Genomic DNA, 19,695 nt, shown 5'->3' with positions numbered 1-19,695 from the left:
CAGAGCCACGACCGGCGTGCTCCGGCAGGCAAGAAAACGTTAGAGGTAATGAAATCCATGAAAATTTTGGTTCTAGGCGCAACAGGACTCGTTGGGGGAGAAGCGCTCCAGCGCGCCTTGGCAGATAGTCGAATTGAGCAAGTCATTGCACCGACACGACGCCATCTCCCGCGTCATGTGAAACTCGTAAACCCGGTCGCGCCTGAACTCGGCTTGCTGCTGCCGGATGCCGCACATTGGGCTGTGGATGCAGTCATATGTGCGATCGGGACTACCATCGGAAAAGCCGGATCGAAGGTGGCCTTCCGTCACGTGGACTACGAACTGCCGATTGCTTTCGCAAAACTGGCCCATCAGCAAGGTGCGCAGGCCTTCGCGCTGGTTTCTTCTCCCGGCGCTTCGCTTTCCATACCTTTGTACTATTGCCGCACCAAAGGCGAACTTGAGAGAGACATAGTAAACATCGGCTTCAAATCCCTCACGATCGTACGTCCTGGCATGATCGGCGGCGCACGGGATGAGTTCCGGATCGCGGAACGAGGAGTGCACGCATTGGCAACGATCCTGCGGCCGCTGCTGCCACGAGGGCTGCGCATCAATCCCGCCGCCAATATTGCAAAGATCCTTGTAAAGTCGGTCATTGCCCCCGAACCTGGCCGCCGCATGATCACTTCAAGGGATCTTGTATAGAGTTGCCTGCCTTGTTCCTTTGCTTGCTGAATTGCCCCTCTCAAGCTGATTCAGCCGCCATTACCGCGTAAACGCCGCAACGCAGTCATTGTGTTTCATTGTTTAGCGCTTTCTGGGTGTAAGACCGAATGGCATTTTCATTTTCTAGAACTGGTAGGGTTGACACCTTTTCCCACACTACGACCCGCACAAACAGGAATGACATAGCCGAAAAGATTCGAGACCACCTTAGCTGAACGGCATTATTTCCACAGATACCTTTTATCGGATCAAGCAATTCATTGAACAGCTGTCCGGAAAAAGGTAGGGACTTACTATATAAGCGTTCCACGCTGCCAGGCTGCCGATTGAATTTGCGACAGATACGACGCTGAGCGAAATCCCTCCGGCGATTCAACTGCAAGGCCAAGTCGGCAGATTTTCCCGTGTGCCGTTGCACCAGGAACGGGACTCCAAGTCGCCGGGCTTCGCCGTGACCGGCAGACTCCGAATGGAATTCACTCGACATTTTCTTGTGTCAAATATGAGATGACTTATAAATTTCTCTCGCCATTTTCCTGTCGGCCATCCTCTTTGCCATTGCTTTTCGATGCTCGCAGTGATCTTCTATTTTCTGCACTAACGCGCATAACTCGCAATCATCACGCAGATCTTCGACCAGCTCACGCCAATAGCCACTTTCGTTCCAGCGTTTCAAGCGTATAAAAACGGTATTCCATTTCCCGAATTTAGCTGGCAAATCCGTCCATGCACATCCAACTGAAAGATACCAAAGCAATGCATCTATAAACAGACGGTTATTACGCTCAGGACTTCCAAAATCTCTCCCTTTACTTAACAACAACGGCTCCAATTTTTCCCATTGATCATCTCGAAGAGCCGAGGCTGATTTCAAATCCGATTGACTCATAAAATAATCTCCGGGAAGCCCTGAAAAATTGAAGGAAATGACAAATACGAAGCAAAAATGTAAGTAACCTGCAAACTAATTAGACTGATTGGCATTATTAACTAGAGCAGAAATTTTCATGTTTTCTTAAAACGAATGAGCGCCCAAGGACGCTCATTCGAACCACACGCAAACACGGATATATGTCTCATTCGAGAATGAGTACGCTCATCACTTCATCAACTCCTTCCGGGGACCAGAAAGAAGCAACTTTGCGTCAAGCGATTTACCTGCTTATGGCTACCAGGAAAAGCCAACTCCAGCATTGATCAACGTGCGCGTACCGGATGTCGTGCTAACACCGAATTTGATAACGGCGTTCTGACTGACGCGGGCGCTGGCGCCGATAGACAGTGCCGTGTAACCAGCATAACTACCGATTCCCGCACCTAATGCGAACGTCTTGCCGCTATCAACCTGTGGAAGACCTGCCAGAGCCCCTGCCATCGCCACTCCGCTAAAGGCTATGCGCTGCACGTCTCCAACCTGGCTTTGTACAGCCGACAACTGTGAGACATTCACGGCATCGGTTGGATTGACACCTGCCGCCACGTTGGTGATACGACGCTCACTGCCAGGAGATCCCACAGATACGGTATTGGCTTGATCCGCTATCGAACCGGCGCCCAAGGCCACCGAATTGTTCCCGGTGGCTTGCGCCCCTGCACCCGTGGCGACCGAGTTATTCCCCGAGGCCAGCGAATTCTGACCAATCGCGACAGTAGGATCGCCAGTCGCCTGGGCGTTATTACCGATCGCCACCGATCCGGCCTGCGAAGCCAAGGCACGGAAGCCCACAGCAGTGGTATTGGCATCGGTTGCCTGTGCGTTGGAACCGAATGCCGTTGCGCCATCTTTGGTGGCCTGCGCGCACAAACCGGAACCGGTCGCATCGACACCCTTCACCGTGCTGCACGTTGCCGGCGTCACATTGTTGATTACCGTGCCGTTAGTGCCACGCGTCTGTACCGTGCCGTCGCTGTTGACGCCGCCGATCGTAGTGGCGCCAATCGTCGAACCATTCGCGGCAGCGGCAGTAGACGCGTCCGCCAGCGGTTTCAACGATGTCGACAATGAACCGACACCGACCAGGCTTGTTGAGAGCGTGGTCAATTGCCCCAGCCCGGTTGATATTGACGCAACACCGGTTGACAAGGAATTGATACCGCTCGTCGCCACGCTCAAGCCGCTTGAAGTTGAGGTCGACAGCGACGATACGCTACTGTTCGTGGTGCTCAGGCCGGTTGACAGCGAATTGATGCCGCTTGTGGCTGTGCTCAAGCCCGTCGAAGTCGATGTCGATAACGCCGACACATTGCTGTTGGTTGTACTCAACCCCGTTGACAGTGAGTTTACCCCGCTTTGCGCCGTACTGATCCCGGTCGACGTTGAGGTCGACAGCGATGTCACGTTGCTGTTCGTCGAGCTCAAGCCGGTTGACAGCGAATTGATGCCAGCCGACGTTGAAGTAGACAAAGACGATAACTGACTGAAATTGACAGCATCGGTTGGCTTCACACCAGCAGCCACATTGGTAAAAGTCACTGGCGTTGTCGCGCCAAGACCTCCCAAAGTAACGCTGGTGTGACCTGGATTGTCATATTGAACCGAGTTGGCAACCCCTGTCGACAGCGACGACACATTGTTGTTGGTCGTGCTCAGTCCTGTTGACAACGAGCTGATGTTGCTGGTGTTGGTGCTGATGCCGGTCGAAGTCGAGGTCGACAGCGACGTCACGTTGCTGTTGGTCGTGCTCAAGCCAGTCGATAGCGAACCCACATTGCTATTCGTTGTACTCAGGCCAGTCGACAGTGAGTTGACGCCGCTTTGTGTCGTACTGATACCGGTCGAGGTCGAGGTCGACAGCGAGGTCACGTTGCTGTTGGTCGTGCTCAAGCCAGTCGACAACGAACCAATATTGCTGGCGTTCGTGCTGATACCGGTCGAAGTCGAGGTCGACAGTGAGGTCACGTTGCTGTTGGTTGTGCTCAAGCCGGTCGACAACGAACCGATGTTGCTGGCGTTGGTGCTGATGCCGGTTGAGGTCGAAGTCGACAGCGATGTCACATTGCTGTTGGTCGTGCTCAGACCAGTCGACAACGAACCGATGTTGCTGGCGTTTGTGCTGATACCCGTCGAGGTCGAGGTCGACAGCGACGTCACGTTGCTATTGGTGGAGTTCAAGCCCGTCGACAACGAACCTACATTGCTATTCGTTGTACTCAGACCAGTGGACAACGAATTCACACCACTTTGTGCCGTGCTGATACCCGTCGATGTTGAAGTCGACAGCGAGGTCACATTACTATTGGTCGTGCTCAGCCCTGTCGACAACGAACCGATGTTGCTGGCGTTCGTGCTGATGCCAGTCGAGGTAGAAGTCGACAGCGACGTCACGTTGCTGTTGGTGGAGCTCAAGCCGGTCGACAACGAACCCACATTGCTATTCGTTGTACTCAGGCCAGTGGACAGTGAGCTCACACCACTTTGCGCGGTACTGATGCCGGTCGAGGTCGAGGTCGACAACGAAGTCACATTGCTGTTAGTCGTGCTCAGGCCAGTCGACAGCGAACCGATGTTGCTGGCGTTCGTGCTGATGCCGGTCGAAGTCGAAGTCGACAGCGAAGTCACATTACTATTGGTGGTACTTAGCCCTGTCGACAGCGAGCCGATGTTGCTGGCGTTCGTGCTGATGCCAGTCGATGTCGAGGTCGACAGCGAGGTCACGTTGCTGTTGGTCGTGCTCAGCCCGGTCGACAGCGAACCGATGTTGCTGGCGTTGGTGCTGATACCGGTTGAGGTCGAGGTCGATAGCGACGTCACATTGCTATTAGTTGAACTCAAGCCAGTCGACAACGAACCCACATTGCTATTCGTTGTGCTCAGCCCTGTCGACAACGAACCGATGTTGCTGGCGTTTGTGCTGATACCCGTCGAGGTCGAGGTCGACAGCGACGTCACGTTGCTATTGGTGGAGCTCAAGCCCGTCGACAACGAACCTACATTGCTATTCGTTGTACTCAGACCAGTGGACAACGAATTCACACCACTTTGTGCCGTGCTGATACCCGTCGATGTTGAAGTCGACAGCGAGGTCACATTACTATTGGTCGTGCTCAGCCCTGTCGACAGCGAACCGATGTTGCTGGCGTTCGTGCTGATGCCGGTTGAAGTCGAAGTCGACAGCGAAGTCACGTTACTGTTAGTTGAACTCAAGCCAGTCGACAACGAACCCACATTGCTATTCGTTGTGCTCAGACCGGTGGACAACGAATTCACGCCGCTTTGCGCTGTGCTGATACCGGTCGAGGTCGAAGTCGACAGCGACGTCACGTTGCTGTTGGTGGAGCTCAAACCCGTCGACAGTGAACCCACATTGCTATTCGTTGTACTCAGACCAGTGGACAGCGAATTCACACCGCTCTGCGCTGTGCTGATACCTGTCGAGGTCGAAGTCGACAGCGAGGTCACATTGCTGTTGGTCGTGCTCAACCCTGTCGACAGCGAACCAATGTTACTTGCATTGGTGCTGATACCAGTCGAAGTCGAGGTCGACAGCGATGTCACGTTGCTGTTCGTCGTGCTCAGCCCTGTCGACAGCGAACCGATGTTGCTGGCGTTGGTACTAATGCCAGTCGAAGTAGACGTCGACAGCGAGGTCACGTTACTGTTGGTCGTGCTCAGGCCAGTCGACAGCGAACCGATGTTACTGGCGTTGGTGCTGATACCAGCCGAGGTCGACGTCGACAGCGATGTCACGTTGCTGTTGGTCGTACTCAGGCCAGTCGACAGCGAACCGATGTTACTGGCGTTGGTGCTGATACCCGTGGAGGTCGACGTCGACAGTGACGTCACATTACTATTGGTCGTGCTCAGGCCAGTCGACAGCGAACCGATGTTGCTGGCGTTGGTGCTGATGCCGGTCGAGGTCGAAGTCGACAACGACGTCACATTGCTGTTGGTCGTGCTCAGGCCAGTCGACAGCGAACCAATGTTGCTTGCATTGGTGCTGATACCAGTCGAAGTCGAGGTCGACAGCGATGTCACGTTGCTGTTCGTCGTGCTCAGCCCTGTCGACAGCGAACCGATGTTGCTGGCGTTGGTGCTAATGCCAGTCGAAGTAGACGTCGACAGCGAGGTCACGTTACTGTTGGTCGTACTCAGGCCAGTGGACAGCGAACCGATGTTGCTGGCGTTGGTGCTGATGCCGGTCGAGGTCGAAGTTGACAGCGAAGTCACGTTGCTGTTGGTGGTGCTTAAGCCAGTCGAGAGCGAGCCCACATTGCTATTCGTTGTACTCAAGCCAGTGGACAGCGAGTTCACGCCGCTTTGTGCTGTGCTGATACCTGTCGAGGTCGAAGTCGACAGCGAAGTCACGTTGCTATTGATCGCGCTCAGGCCAGTCGACAAGGAACCCACATTGCTATTCGTTGTACTCAAGCCAGTGGACAGCGAATTCACGCCGCTTTGCGCTGTGCTGATACCCGTCGAGGTCGAAGTCGACAACGACGTCACATTGCTGTCGGTCGTGCTCAAGCCAGTCGACAGCGAATTCACGCCACTTTGTGCCGTGCTGATACCCGTGGATGTCGACGTCGACAGCGACGTCACATTACTATTGGTCGTGCTCAGCCCTGTCGACAGCGAACCGATGTTGCTGGCGTTGGTGCTAATACCGGTCGAAGTTGAAGTTGACAGCGAAGTCACGTTGCTGTTGGTTGTGCTCAAGCCGGTCGACAACGAGCCCACATTGCTATTCGTTGTACTCAGACCAGTGGACAGCGAATTCACACCGCTCTGCGCTGTGCTGATACCTGTCGAGGTCGAAGTCGACAGCGAGGTCACATTGCTGTTGGTCGTGCTCAGACCTGTCGACAGCGAACCGATGTTGCTGGCGTTCGTACTGATGCCAGTCGAGGTAGAAGTCGACAGCGACGTCACGTTGCTGCTGGTGGAGCTCAAGCCGGTCGACAACGAACCCACATTGCTATTCGTTGTACTCAGGCCAGTGGACAGTGAGTTCACACCACTTTGCGCGGTACTGATGCCGGTCGAAGTCGAGGTCGACAACGAAGTCACATTGCTGTTAGTTGTGCTCAGGCCAGTTGACAAAGAGCCGATGTTGCTGGCGTTGGTGCTAATGCCGGTTGAGGTCGAAGTCGACAGCGAGGTCACGTTGCTGTTAGTTGAACTCAAGCCAGTCGACAACGAACCCACATTGCTATTCGTTGTACTCAGACCAGTGGACAGCGAATTCACACCGCTTTGCGCCGTACTGATACCGGTCGAGGTCGAAGTCGACAGCGACGTCACGTTGCTGTTGGTCGTGCTCAGACCAGTCGACAGCGAACCGATGTTGCTGGCGTTCGTACTGATGCCAGTCGAGGTCGAGGTCGACAGCGACGTCACGTTGCTGTTGGTCGTGCTCAAGCCTGTCGACAGCGAACCCACATTGCTATTCGTTGTACTCAGACCAGTGGACAGCGAATTCACACCGCTTTGCGCCGTGCTGATGCCAGTCGAGGTCGAAGTCGACAGCGAAGTCACATTGCTATTCGTCGTGCTCAGACCCGTGGACAACGAACCGATGTTGCTGGCGTTCGTGCTGATACCCGTCGAAGTCGAAGTCGACAACGAGGTCACATTGCTGTTAGTCGTGCTCAGGCCAGTCGACAATGAACCCACATTGCTATTCGTTGTACTCAGACCAGTCGACAGCGAACCCACATTGCTATTCGTCGTGCTCAGACCAGTGGACAGCGAATTCACACCGCTTTGTGCCGTGCTGATACCGGTCGAGGTCGAAGTCGACAGCGAAGTCACATTGCTGTTGGTCGTGCTCAGCCCTGTCGACAACGAACCGATGTTGCTGGCGTTCGTGCTGATGCCGGTCGAAGTCGAAGTTGACAGTGATGTCACGTTGCTGTTAGTTGAACTCAAGCCAGTCGACAACGAACCCACATTGCTATTCGTTGTGCTCAGACCAGTGGACAACGAATTCACGCCGCTTTGCGCTGTGCTGATACCGGTCGAGGTCGAAGTCGACAGCGACGTCACGTTGCTGTTGGTGGAGCTCAAACCCGTCGACAGTGAACCCACATTGCTATTCGTTGTACTCAGACCAGTGGACAACGAATTCACACCACTTTGTGCCGTGCTGATACCCGTCGAGGTCGACGTCGACAACGACGTCACATTGCTGTTGGTTGTGCTCAGCCCCGTAGACAACGAACCGATATTGCTGGCGTTCGTGCTGATTCCGGTTGAAGTCGAAGTCGACAGCGACGTCACGTTGCTATTGGTGGAACTCAAGCCAGTCGACAACGAACCCACATTACTATTCGTTGTGCTCAGGCCAGTGGACAGCGAATTCACGCCGCTTTGTGCCGTACTGATCCCAGTCGACGTTGAGGTCGAAAGCGAAGCCACGTTGCTGTTGGTCGAGCTCAAGCCAGTCGACAACGAACCCACATTGCTATTCGTTGTACTCAGACCAGTGGACAGCGAGTTCACACCACTTTGTGCCGTACTGATACCGGTCGAGGTCGAAGTCGACAGCGACGTCACGTTGCTGTTGGTGGAGCTCAAGCCGGTCGACAACGAACCTACATTGCTATTCGTTGTACTCAGACCAGTGGAAAGCGAATTCACACCGCTCTGCGCTGTGCTTATACCTGTCGAGGTCGAAGTCGACAGCGATGTCACATTGCTGTTGGTCGTGCTCAGCCCTGTCGACAGCGAACCGATGTTGCTGGCGTTGGTGCTAATACCGGTCGAAGTTGAAGTTGACAGCGAAGTCACGTTGCTGTTGGTCGTGCTCAAGCCAGTCGACAGCGAACCGATGTTGCTGGCGTTCGTGCTGATGCCGGTCGAAGTCGAGGTCGACAGCGATGTCACGTTGCTGTTGGTGGAGCTCAAGCCCGTCGACAACGAACCTACATTGCTATTCGTTGTACTCAGGCCAGTAGACAGCGAATTCACGCCGCTCTGCGCTGTGCTTATACCGGTCGAGGTCGAAGTCGACAGCGACGTCACGTTGCTGTTGGTGGAGCTCAATCCGGTCGACAACGAACCCACATTACTATTCGTTGTACTCAGGCCAGTCGACAGCGAACTCACGCCGCTCTGCGCTGTGCTGATACCCGTCGAGGTCGAAGTCGACAGCGACGTCACATTGCTGTTTGTTGTGCTGAGGCCAGTGGACAGCGAATTCACGCCGCTTTGTGCCGTACTGATACCGGTCGATGTCGAGGTCGACAGCGAGGTCACATTGCTATTGGTCGTACTCAAACCCGTCGACAGTGAACCCACATTGCTATTCGTTGTGCTCAGACCAGTCGACAGAGAGGTCACGTTGCTGTTGGTGGAGCTCAGCCCAGTCGACAACGAACCCACATTGCTATTTGTTGTACTCAGGCCAGTTGACAACGAATTCACGCCACTCTGCGCTGTACTGATACCCGTCGAGGTCGAAGTCGACAGCGACGACACGTTGCTGTTGGTGGAGCTCAAGCCGGTCGACAGCGAGCCGATTTTGCTAGCATTCGTGCTGATACCCGTCGAAGTCGAAGTCGACAGCGATGACACGCTGCTATTAGTCGTACTCAGACCTGTGGACAGCGAAGTCACGTTGCTGTTAGTCGTGCTCAAGCCAGTCGATGTCGACGTTGATAACGAGCTTAACTGGCTAAAATTTACTCCGTCAGTCGGGGCGGCACCTGCCGCGACATTAGTAAGTTTACTTCCCGCTAGGCTGGCTCCACTAGCAAATGTCGCAAGGAGGCTAGTGGAAAGCGTTCCTGTTACGACTGTATTACCGTTTAAATTTATACCTGATGGACCGTAAAGTGTTATGACTCCGACACCGTTGTTCGCATTTGAACCGACCCATAAATATGCTTTACTGCCTGTCAGACCACCACTAGCGTTAGGACTTTCCGCAAGAATTACACCGGTGTTTGTTGCTAATGTCCCACAATTTCCCTCGCCTCCTGTCCAGCTGCTTGTCGTCCACTGATTAGTACCGATGATGGTACCTGTAGCAGTGCCTGCAGCTGTAGTGCCAGTAACAGGAATAGAAATGGGAACATTAACGTTGCCAACGGTGTATTGACCAGAAGTAGTGACTACTTGACCAGTAGTGCCATATGCATTTGGAACGCCTGAACCGCCTCCACCGAGGCAGTTACCAATGGCGCCCGCCCATGCAATATTCACCATGCCTCCCACAAGGAAGATAGCTGCCCCTCCTCTAACGATCGACCTTGCAAGAAAACCTGATTCTGCTGTATTGGGTAACTTGGAAAGCTCTGACCCAGAAACGGTAGTCGCTCCCGCACCGTTACTCTTTGCCAACTCACCAACTACACAATAGTCACCCGTGACTTTGCTCCAAATAATCCGATAGATTCTGTTCATTTTTATCTCTCCCAAAAATCGTCAATTCAACTCAGATATATGAAATCTGCTCGACACAAGCTCCTCTATCTGACTTGTTGAAATCGAGATAATCGCTTCATGAACCACTAAATCCGCGAGCAATACATTCAATAATTGATAATGTAGGTGGATTTTTCTAAGTTGCGACCTCACAAAACAATGCTTAACGAAACCATCAGGAAGGCGTAAGCATTTGTTGTTTTTGCACTAGATAAAATAGAAAATGGCCTGCTGAAAAAGCCATGACATTGAAAATGCAATGCAAAAGGCAAATGCACTTTTGTCAAAGCGAATTCAGATGCATAGCGCAAAGGGAATTATTGGGGATGTACTCAGCGATACGAGAAGACAGCCGGAGTCAAGCTATAAAACACCTAACTATCATTAGCAAAATATTCTTCTCATCGGCAAAAATGGGCGCGCGTAGCACGTTTCGCCTAGTCCCGACAATCACAGTAATCCACGGATCACGTATTGGATGGTGATTGGCTCGAAAATATGTGCGCAAGAATGGCCGAGTATTCCGAACGCTGCTTAAGCGCCGCATTTTCAACGAAGCTCAACAAAATCGGCAAATTTCCATATCCGACATGCGCAGCCTCTTTCACTCGAAGCACCGCGTCGTCAACCAGGTCAAGCGCAATCAAGGCCGCCAGATGCGTTACGCGAATGTTGACGCTGGCCGTTGCCTGCGCAGCAATGAGTTCCAATGCGCCTTCCCTGTCGCCGCATTGCGCAAGCACGTATGAGATTGTTCCCGCGGCGTAGATCCAGGAAGAGCGGCTTAAAGTTATGTGCCGCGCGGCGTGCGCCAGTTCCGGCTGGGGATCCGCAAACGCCAGCATGCCCAGCAAATACAGATAGACTTGCTGACTGTCTGGATGGATGCGATATGCCTCGCGTGCGTGCCCGACTATATCGCTGGCGCTTGCGCCGGCAGCGGCCAGGGCCCGCGCATGCATGATCGATTGTTCGGGCGAGAAAGGATTCAATTCGATGGCGGAGCGGAACGCCGTGACGGCATCGGCAGCTGCGCCAGTCGCGAGCAGATGCAAGCCATGATTGAAATGCGTGGCAGGACTTTCCGGCGCCAGAAGCAAGGCTTGCTCATGCATCAGCCGAGCTTCATTAAACCGCCACTTGCCATCGAGAAGATAAGCCTTTTGTGAATGCAAACCCGATGCGCCTGGCTCGGCGCGCTCAATAGAGGCCAGTATTTTCAGCGCTTCGTCAATCGCTTGCGGACTGCCAGGCGTTCCACTGATCGCCCGGTTAGCCTTGCATTGGGCCAGCACCAGTTGCGCCGGGATGTAATCGGGGGCTTGAGAGATCACATGGTTGATGATCGATTCCGCTCTATCATAAGCCGTTGGCGAATGATTTTGGAGAACTTGCTGCGCGTAGAAACACGCTGCCGCTACTGAAGGGTGCACCTTGACCGTACCGGATTGCTGGCCACGATCGGCTGGAAACTGAGTCGATGCATCAACATCACCTGGCTGGATGCTCAGGCGATATCCGAGCCCGTACAATGAATCAATTTTTATCATGCCAATATGCGAGAGTACTCGCCGTAGCTGCGCCATGCAACGCGCGAGACTTTCGTTTGACATCCGCCCATTCCATACATGCAGGGCAAAGTCTTTTTTTGAAACCGACTTCGGCCATGCCTGGAGCAAAAGACTTAATGCCCCCCTCTCCTTGGGCGGCAAATCGAGTACTGAATTTTTATAAGCCACAAATCCATATTGATCGACCATAAGCCCAATAGATGCGGGAGCAATGCCCGAAATGTTCCGATGCCAGGGCTGCATTTTCTTTTCTTGTAATATTCGAAAACAACTATTGCTTTTATCTCTCACTGCTCAATATTTTCAACCCAAGCCCGACCTCACAGTCGGCGACATAGGACTTATTCTTTTCAAGAATATTGAAAATCGCTTTACCTTCAGTCCTGTTCTCAGACAGATTTGACCTGGGAAGCTATCGTTTCATCCCAAACGCTATCGAGATCTTTGCTAATGCTATATGCACTTTGCGCCTTTGTAGCGACAATAAACACTAGCTTACAAAATCATCATGAAGACGTAATTATTGGTCGTTGCCGCCCTACTCCTTCTGCTCGACACATATCATCTCCCACGCTCTTATCAGCCTACGGCATCAACGATAATTTCGTAAGGATTCGGTTAGCAATCCCGATAAAAGACACGCATGGCGCCAGATGGATAGCGTGTTCAGCAGCGACACATACTCACACATCACGCCAGTGAAAGCATCGCCAAGAAGGAAGTCCAGTGGTTCTTCTAATGCCAAGATCTGAGCAATCTGAGCGCATTATTTAATTGCCGTCATGATCGCATAAGCAATCGCAAAAGCTAAGCAAGACTCGTCGGCCACGTCTGCTTCTACCTGGCGCTCCACTCGGCCTGGCGCTGCCTGATTTCTTCCAAAGCATCTTCAAGCATTCGACGCGCCTCGACTTTTTTTCTCGCGACAATTTCACATTTCTCTCTTTCTGCATGCATATGAATGCTGGCGTTGTCATCCGCTTGAGTGCCCTGAAAATCAGCCGTCAACTTCTCTTCCAATTTTTCCGCATTAACGATATGTGCAAATCTCTTCATTTTCGTTCAGGATTTTAAATCGGCATTAGTCAAACGGCATCCACCAGCGACAGCCAATGACTGTCTGCCTCACTATCGTTAGACGCTGCTGTTTCTTTTCCAATGTGCGTTACCGATGCCCGATAAATCTCGCGCTCGGCTCTCCTGGTTTTTCTTCTCGCTGCGCTTTGCGTCTGTTGGTCAGCGTATGCCGCAATGCGCCTGATTACGCCAGACAACTCTGTGTCATCCCTCAGATCTTCAAGCATTTGGCGCCAGCAGCCGCTCTGGTTCCAACGCCTGAATCGCATGTAGACGGAATTCCACCCGCCAAATTCAGATGGCAATTCGCTCCAGCAGCATTTGCCGGAAATATGCCAAAGCACGGCTTCGATAAACAGCCGATTATTACGCCCGCTGACTCCAGGATTACCCTTTCTGCCAAGCATTAGCGGCTCCAATTTCCCCCACTGATCATCTCGAAGAAACATGACTGGCACCCATTACATAAGAGAGATAAACCGACCGTCACGCGGCCGACACTGAATGTAATATAAATGATTATTTTCTTCGTGTGACATACAAAAACAATGATTAACTAAATCATCAGGAAGACGTAAACATTGATGAATCTTCGTCTTCAACACAGTGCGCGCAGCACCCGCGAAAACAAAAAGACACGCCGAATACTTGCCGGCGAGCATTGAGTGTTACCAAATAAGATTGGAATTGATAAGCATTGTGAAAGATCGCACAAAGCAATGGACTGATGGCAGCTTGATCTCTAGGATGATTTCCTTAATCATCATGCCGTCTAAACCATATGAAAATTATCTCCAACGACAAAGTGCTCGATGAATGCATCGATAAAATCTCAAACCTGGCAGCGCTTACGCTTTACGGCATGAATGCTATCGGCCAGGTGCATGTCGCGATCAATGAAGTTTGCCGTTATCTGATTCTGAAAAAATCAGGGGATCCGGAAATCAATCTGTTGGCTTTCAAAAATCGCTTAGTGACCTTGAGTCATCTCACGCATCCCAGCCTGCCGGCTTACAAAAAAGTCATCGACTATGCGGCGTCACTGATCGTTATAGAGGCGCCTTAATTTTCCGCTCCACTGAAAATTCGGAGCATCGCTCGTTATAGTGAGCACATATTGAAAAATTCCACTGGGGCTGATCATGACGCACGTCATCGCCGCCATGCTGTCGACACGATCTCGGATGACAACAGTGGGTTAGCCAGGCTTAAATTATTACTGGACAGTAGATGTTGATATACGGCGAAAAACTAGCTGACGATCATTGGAAAAAAATAGACTTCATTCTATCGCGCCCTAAAAGTGCGCATCATTTTCGAAAAGACAATCGCCTATTCATTGAAGCAGTATTGTGGATAGTGTTAAACCATGAATCATGGCGCAATCTGCCGCCCAGGTTTGGCAAATGGCCTGCCCATTACCTCCGCTTGCTCGACTGGCATCAGCGTAAAATCTGGCACGCTTTGGCACACAGTCAGATTGAAGATCGAGAACTGCAATTTCTATTGGATAAAATCGTTCTGTTCTGCGAGCGCTTCGATCAAAACAGGCAATGAAGCAATAGAATATTTCTCCCGTCGATATCATTCATCCCTTAGGCATGCGGGCAAATACCTTGGCGTGCACCTGGGCGTAATCCGGATGTTGTTTCAATGCAGAAGATTCTGGAATATTGAGTAAAAATGGCAAGACGCCAAATCCGGTTTCAGCAGCAGCCTTCACTTTTATCATCGCCTCGTCAAGCATTCCCATGGCGACCAAAGCCGCCAGATGTATCCCATGAATGCTGCTATGCTCTTCAATGATCTCCAGCGCTCCTGCATGATCACCGCAACGCGCAAGTATGTAAGCTACGCCCCTGGACGTGAGGGCGTGCGCATAGCGGTTCTTTTGCACGAAATGACGTGCGGCGTGGGCGAGTTCCGGTTGCGGGTCCACCCAGGCTAAGGTATAGAGCAGGATCACATAAGTCCAGGGACTGTCCGGATGCGCTGAATATGCGCTTCGTGCTTGCGCCAGTACTTCGGCCGGATCCATGTTTGCACAAGCGCAGGCGCGTACCAGCATGGTGGCGATGTTCGCTGAGAACGGATTGAGTTGAGCCGCGAAACGGAAAGCGTTGACAGCCTCGGATCCGGCATTAGTGTAGATCAGATGATAACCATAGCGATAATAGGCGGCGTCATCGTCGGGAGACATTTGCAAGGCCTGTTCGTGCGCAACCCTGGCCTCATCGAAATGCCACTTGCAATCAAGAAGATGCCCTCTCAGTGATTGCAAACCTTGCAGATATGGCTCGGTATCTTCGACGATTCTTAATTGGCCAAGAGCATCGTCAATTTGTGACCGCTGTATATTCGCATCGAAAAAACCCCGTTCGGCGACGTATTGTGCGAGCAACAGTTTAGCCACCATATAGTCGGGAGCCTTGGAGACGACATTCTTGAGTATTGATTCAGCCTGGGAAAAGGCATCTTGCGAACGGCGTTCAAATAATTGCCGGGCGTGGATGCAGGCTTCAATTAGCGCAGCATGGGGTTTTGCCACATCGGATTTGTGAGGGGAATGAGCCATCGCCGGCACAGCGGACAATCGCCGCACTTTGTCCGACAAAATCGCCAGGCGATAACCTTGACCATAAAGGGAGTCGATCTGCACGATGCCAAGATTGGAGAGAGCTCGACGCAGCTGCGTAATACAGCGGGCCAAACTTTCGTCCGACATGCGCCCGGCCCAGACATTTTTTGAAAAATCTTCTTTTGAAACGACTTTCGGCCAGGCATTCAGCAACAGACGGAAGGCGCCGCGTTCTTTGGGGGGTAAAAACAGAAGTGAGTCTTTGTAAGAAACAAAACCATCCCGGTCTATATCGAACCCGGCTGACACAGGATCTACATCGGCAAGTGTGCCTGATGAATTATGCATTTGACTGACCCAAAAAAAATCATGCGATTTTTGCAATCATCGACAAACAAATGTGCATCATTTCCATTCTAGCGGCTATTCAATACTGATTATTACGTTTCCTCGCGAAATTTGCACTATAGCTGGCGAGCCGGATTCCCTCGGTTCGTTACCGACCAGGGCGATAGAGGTCGCGGATGTCGCTTGGGAATCCGAGCTATTTCGGCTTCACAATGCGCCTATGTGACGCCAAAGATATCCGGCGCGAATCTTGACGGCGCCTCTATTTGCAGAGTCCTTACAGCGATGCCCGCTCCAGAAACTTCCTGATCTCGAAAGAGTAGGCGCCAGGATGCGAGAACCTGAACATGTGACCGGTGCGTGGCATGATTACTTCCTGCGAAGCCTTTATGCCTTTCCGGAGGATCCCCGCGGCTTCTTCGCCGATCAGCTTATCTTCTTCGGGAGTCAGGATCAGCGTGGGGACATCGATCTTCTTCAGCAGGGCCGTATAGTCCGCCTTCTCGATCGAGCGTATGCGGTTGACGTAGGCCTTATGCGGCGTCTCGCTGATGAAGAGAGCGCGACTCTTTGCGGTTGACCAAGGTATCTCGCCCTCCTTGTCAAACGACGAAGCCAACTGCGCTGCGTGGAACCGAAGGGTCGCTTGTCGGTAAAAGGACCCGGGGAAGAACGATACAAGTGCTGCCAGCGGCTTGAGCAACGGCGAGGTAATCGGGTTCTTGGCAAAACCGCCAGAGAGCACCAGGCCCTTCAGGCCCGCCGGCTGCCGCGTCGCAAACGCGATCGAGGAGACCGCGCCATACGAATCGCCAACCAACACATAGCGCTCGAGGTCCTTCACCTGGTCAGCGATGAAGTCGGCCAAGGTCTCCAGTTCGCACACGTCGTCGGGCAAACGAATGGTGCGCATGGAGCGATTCTGTAAGTAGGTCAACTGGTCAAGCTGCCACGGAGCTCCTGAGAAGCAAGGGATCATCACCAAGGTGGGTTCTGTTTTCATGGGGTACTCCTAGATGGTTAAATAAACGACAACCGAATTCTAGGAGGCCAGAAGCATTCGATCCAATGGCATTTACGCAGCATGTCGATGCACAAGATTCATATCCTCTTGGTCGCTCCCACCGCGGCAGGCCCCCGCCGCTGTCAGTCGGCGATCATCATGTTCGTAATCCACTGAACGGCGGGTTCGTTGACGCGCCCTCGGGCTCGAACAACGAGCACCTCCCAGGTTGGTAGCGCCAAAGGCTGCTCAAAAAGGCTCAGCTGCGCAGTCTCCTGCATCCGCAGTGCGACCCGCTCGGCGATAACTGCTATCGATAGCGAAGCGCCGACCATGAACGGAACAGCCAGAAAACTGGGACAGGTGGCGTTCACCTTGCGGGTACGACCGAGGGCCTCCAGCGCATCGTCGACAGCGCCCCGCGTATCGCCGCGCGGCGATACCAGAATGTGAGGCAACCGAGCGAAGTCATCCAGTTCCATGTGCAGCTTCTTGCCTCGCTTGACCAAAGCCGGGTGCCCCTTGCGCGCGATGCCGACGAAACGCTCCTTATGGATAAGCTGGCAATCAAAACGCTGCGGGATCTGGGCAAAAGAGCCCGACCCTAGCACAATGTCGAGATCGCCGCTGTCTAACATGCGCAGAGCGGATTCGAGATCGGCTGGCCTGAACCTCAGCACGACACCCGGCGCCGCAGCTTGGATCTTAGCCAGAACGGGGGCGATGACGGTCAATATGGCGTGATCAGTGGCTGCTATTGAAATCATCGCTTGCAAACGGCCTGGATCGAACGGGCCACGTGGACTGGCGACGAGCCTGACCGACTCGAGCACCGCCGTCACTCGCGGCATTAACTCGACGGTCAGCGGCGTCGGTTCGATCCCGCGGGGGTTACGAATGAAAAGCTGGTCATCAAAGGCCGCACGCAGCCGCGATAAAGCATGGCTGGTTGCGGACTGGGACAAATGCAATCTTTCGGCGGCGCGGCCGACGTGTCTTTCGGCCCAAAGCGCCTCAAGTACAACCAAAAGGTTGAGATCGAAATGCGTCAGATCTAGTGGTTTCATGCTTTGCTGGCCTCTTCGTTCATAACCGGGTTTACCACAACAATTTTTACTCATGCAATCAATGAGGTTGCCGCTATCTGATTCTAAAAGAACGGGAGATCCCGAGTTCAATCTATTGGCTTTCAAAAGCAGATTAGTGACCTTGCATGATCTCACGCATCCAAGCCTGCTAGATTACAGAAAAGCCCTCGACTATGCGGCGTCGCTAATCGTTATGGAAGCATCTTGATTTTTCGTTCCATTGAAAAAATTTGACTTCATTTTGTCGCCACCTAAAAATGCGCATCATTTTCAAAAAAATCGCGTGTTCATTGCCGCAGTATTGTCGATAGAGTTAAGCCGTGAATCGTGACGCAGCCTGCCTGCCAGCATTGGCTGGCTGGCGATGCTTTAAAAGATTGTCGGGAGTCTGCCGATATTTTTACTTCAGAAGATCTGGCAATGGCGGTGCCAGCGCAGGATAATGCCACGTCAATTTTATTCAGTTGCGCTCTTCATTATTTCGTGGGAACACGGCCAAATACCTTAGCCTGCACCTGGGCATAATCTGGATGCTGTTTCAACGCATCGCATTCCGGAACGCTGATTGAAAAAGGCAAGACGCCAAATCCGGTTTCAGCAGCGGCATTAACTTTCTCCATCGCCTCGTCGAGCATTCCCATGGCGACTAAAGCCGCCAGATGTATCCCATGGATACTGCTATGTTTCTCAATGATTTCCAGCGCTCCTGCATGATCGCCGCAACGCGCAAGTACGTATGCCACGGCCCTGGACGAAAGGGCGTGCGCATAACGGTTCTTTTGCACGAAATGACGCGCCGCATGGGCGATTTCCGGTTGCGGATCCACCCAGGCTAGCGTGTAGAGCAGATTCACATAAGCCGAAGGACTATCCGGATGAGCTGAATATGCGCTTCGCGCATGAACTAGCACTTCGGCAGGATCCATATTTGCGCAAGCGTAGGCACGTACCAGTCCGACCGCCATATTCGGCGAGAATGGATTGAGCTGAACGGCAGAACGCAAAGCGCTGACGGCCTCGGACGGAGCATTACTGGTCAGCAGATGAAAACCATAACGATAATAGGCGACGTCGTCGTCAGGCGACATTTGCAGCGCCTGCTCGTGCGCGGCCTTAGCCTCATCGAAATGCCACTTGCAATCGAGGAGATAGCCCATCTGTGATTGCAGGCCTTGCAAATATGGCTCGGCATCTTGCACGGCCCTTAATTCGCCAAGAGCATCGTCGATTTGTGAGCGCTGTATGTTCCCGTCGAAAAACGCCCTATCGGCTACGTATTGTGCGAGCAGCAGTTTCGCCACCATATAGTCGGGGGCCTTGGCGATGACATTTTTGAGTATTGATTCGGCTTGAGAAAAGGCATCAGGCGAACGACGTTCAAGTAATTGCCGGGCGTGGATGCAAGCTTCGATTAGTGCGGCATGCGGCTTTGCTGCCTCGGATTTTCTGGATTGCGGGGCCGCCGGCAATGCCGGTAATCGCCTCACTTTATCCGACAAGATCGTCAGACGATAACCTTGGCCATAAAGGGAATCGATCTGCACGACGCCAAGATTGGAGAGACCTCGGCGCAGTTGTGTAATACAGCGCGCCAGGCTTTCGTCCGACATGCGCCCGGCCCAGACATTTTTTGAAAAATCTTCTTTTGAAACGACTTTCGGCCAGGCATTCAGCAATAGACGAAAGGACCCGCGTTCCTTGGGGGGCAAAAAAAGCAGCGAGTTTTTGTAAGAAACGAAACCATCCCGGTCTATATCGAACCCGGCTGACATAGGATCTATATCGGCAAGCGCGCCTGATGAATTATGCATTTCAGTGATCCAAGATATTTCACGCGTTTTTTACAATCATCGGCAGCCAAATATGCATCATTCTTATTCTATCGACTATTCAATGCCGATTGTTACATTTCCCTGCGGGATTTGCACGATAGCTGGACTTCCCTGGAAGTA

12 protein-coding genes and 1 pseudogene are annotated in these 19,695 nt (G+C 52.6%); 3 read left to right on the top strand and 10 right to left on the bottom strand.

The annotated features are described in order from the left end of the window. Positions 1-48 precede the first annotated feature (48 nt). Positions 49-690, top strand: a complete 642-nt coding sequence (locus BCF11_RS21170) for an NAD-dependent dehydratase (RefSeq protein WP_233212575.1) — start codon at positions 49-51, stop codon at positions 688-690. Positions 691-1,207: 517 nt separating this feature from the next. Here the strand turns inward: BCF11_RS21170 and BCF11_RS21165 are convergent. The 6 genes and pseudogenes from BCF11_RS21165 to BCF11_RS21145 all read right to left on the bottom strand — a co-directional run bounded on the left by BCF11_RS21165 (position 1,208) and on the right by BCF11_RS21145 (position 13,175). After that, positions 1,208-1,600: a transposase gene (locus BCF11_RS21165; RefSeq protein WP_098496491.1), complete on the bottom strand. Its 393-nt coding sequence runs from the start codon at positions 1,598-1,600 to the stop codon at positions 1,208-1,210. 279 nt (positions 1,601-1,879) lie between these two features. Further along, entirely contained in the window at positions 1,880-9,859 is a 7,980-nt protein-coding gene (locus BCF11_RS21160; RefSeq protein WP_369827866.1) for a YadA-like family protein, read from the bottom strand. A 93-nt stretch (positions 9,860-9,952) separates the two neighbouring features. Beyond that, positions 9,953-10,057 (bottom strand): annotated as a pseudogene (locus BCF11_RS28705) (ESPR domain-containing protein); the annotation flags it as partial. A 488-nt stretch (positions 10,058-10,545) separates the two neighbouring features. After that, positions 10,546-11,892, bottom strand: coding sequence for a winged helix-turn-helix domain-containing protein (locus BCF11_RS21155; protein WP_098496490.1), 1,347 nt, complete (start codon positions 11,890-11,892; stop codon positions 10,546-10,548). Between the two features lie 594 nt (positions 11,893-12,486). Then, positions 12,487-12,705 (bottom strand): hypothetical protein, encoded by a 219-nt coding sequence (locus BCF11_RS21150; RefSeq protein ID WP_098496489.1) that lies wholly within the window; start codon positions 12,703-12,705, stop codon positions 12,487-12,489. Positions 12,706-12,734: 29 nt separating this feature from the next. Beyond that, positions 12,735-13,175, bottom strand: coding sequence for a transposase (locus BCF11_RS21145; protein WP_098496488.1), 441 nt, complete (start codon positions 13,173-13,175; stop codon positions 12,735-12,737). A gap of 332 nt (positions 13,176-13,507) precedes the next feature. Between BCF11_RS21145 and BCF11_RS21140 the strand changes: the two genes are divergently transcribed. Next, positions 13,508-13,792, top strand: coding sequence for a hypothetical protein (locus BCF11_RS21140; protein WP_098496487.1), 285 nt, complete (start codon positions 13,508-13,510; stop codon positions 13,790-13,792). Positions 13,793-13,956: 164 nt separating this feature from the next. After that, positions 13,957-14,283, top strand: coding sequence for a transposase (locus tag BCF11_RS21135; RefSeq protein WP_098496486.1), 327 nt, complete (start codon positions 13,957-13,959; stop codon positions 14,281-14,283). Positions 14,284-14,314: 31 nt separating this feature from the next. Here the strand turns inward: BCF11_RS21135 and BCF11_RS21130 are convergent, their stop codons facing one another. The 4 genes from BCF11_RS21130 to BCF11_RS21115 all read right to left on the bottom strand — a co-directional run bounded on the left by BCF11_RS21130 (position 14,315) and on the right by BCF11_RS21115 (position 19,554). Further along, the gene (locus BCF11_RS21130) at positions 14,315-15,652 is read right to left on the bottom strand and encodes a winged helix-turn-helix domain-containing protein (protein WP_098496485.1); all 1,338 of its coding nucleotides are present in this window, start codon (positions 15,650-15,652) and stop codon (positions 14,315-14,317) included. Positions 15,653-15,929: 277 nt separating this feature from the next. Then, positions 15,930-16,655: an alpha/beta fold hydrolase gene (locus tag BCF11_RS21125; protein ID WP_098496484.1), complete on the bottom strand. Its 726-nt coding sequence runs from the start codon at positions 16,653-16,655 to the stop codon at positions 15,930-15,932. Between the two features lie 143 nt (positions 16,656-16,798). Next, positions 16,799-17,722, bottom strand: a complete 924-nt coding sequence (locus BCF11_RS21120) for a LysR family transcriptional regulator (protein ID WP_098496483.1) — start codon at positions 17,720-17,722, stop codon at positions 16,799-16,801. 497 nt (positions 17,723-18,219) lie between these two features. After that, positions 18,220-19,554: a tetratricopeptide repeat protein gene (locus BCF11_RS21115; protein ID WP_098496482.1), complete on the bottom strand. Its 1,335-nt coding sequence runs from the start codon at positions 19,552-19,554 to the stop codon at positions 18,220-18,222. Between the last annotated feature and the right edge of the window lie 141 nt (positions 19,555-19,695).

It is taken from the genome of Collimonas sp. PA-H2 (assembly GCF_002564105.1).
Classification (GTDB): Bacteria; Pseudomonadota; Gammaproteobacteria; order Burkholderiales; family Burkholderiaceae_D; genus Collimonas.
Note: the sequence above shows the minus strand (reverse complement) of the source record. Positions and strands in the feature narration are given on the sequence as shown.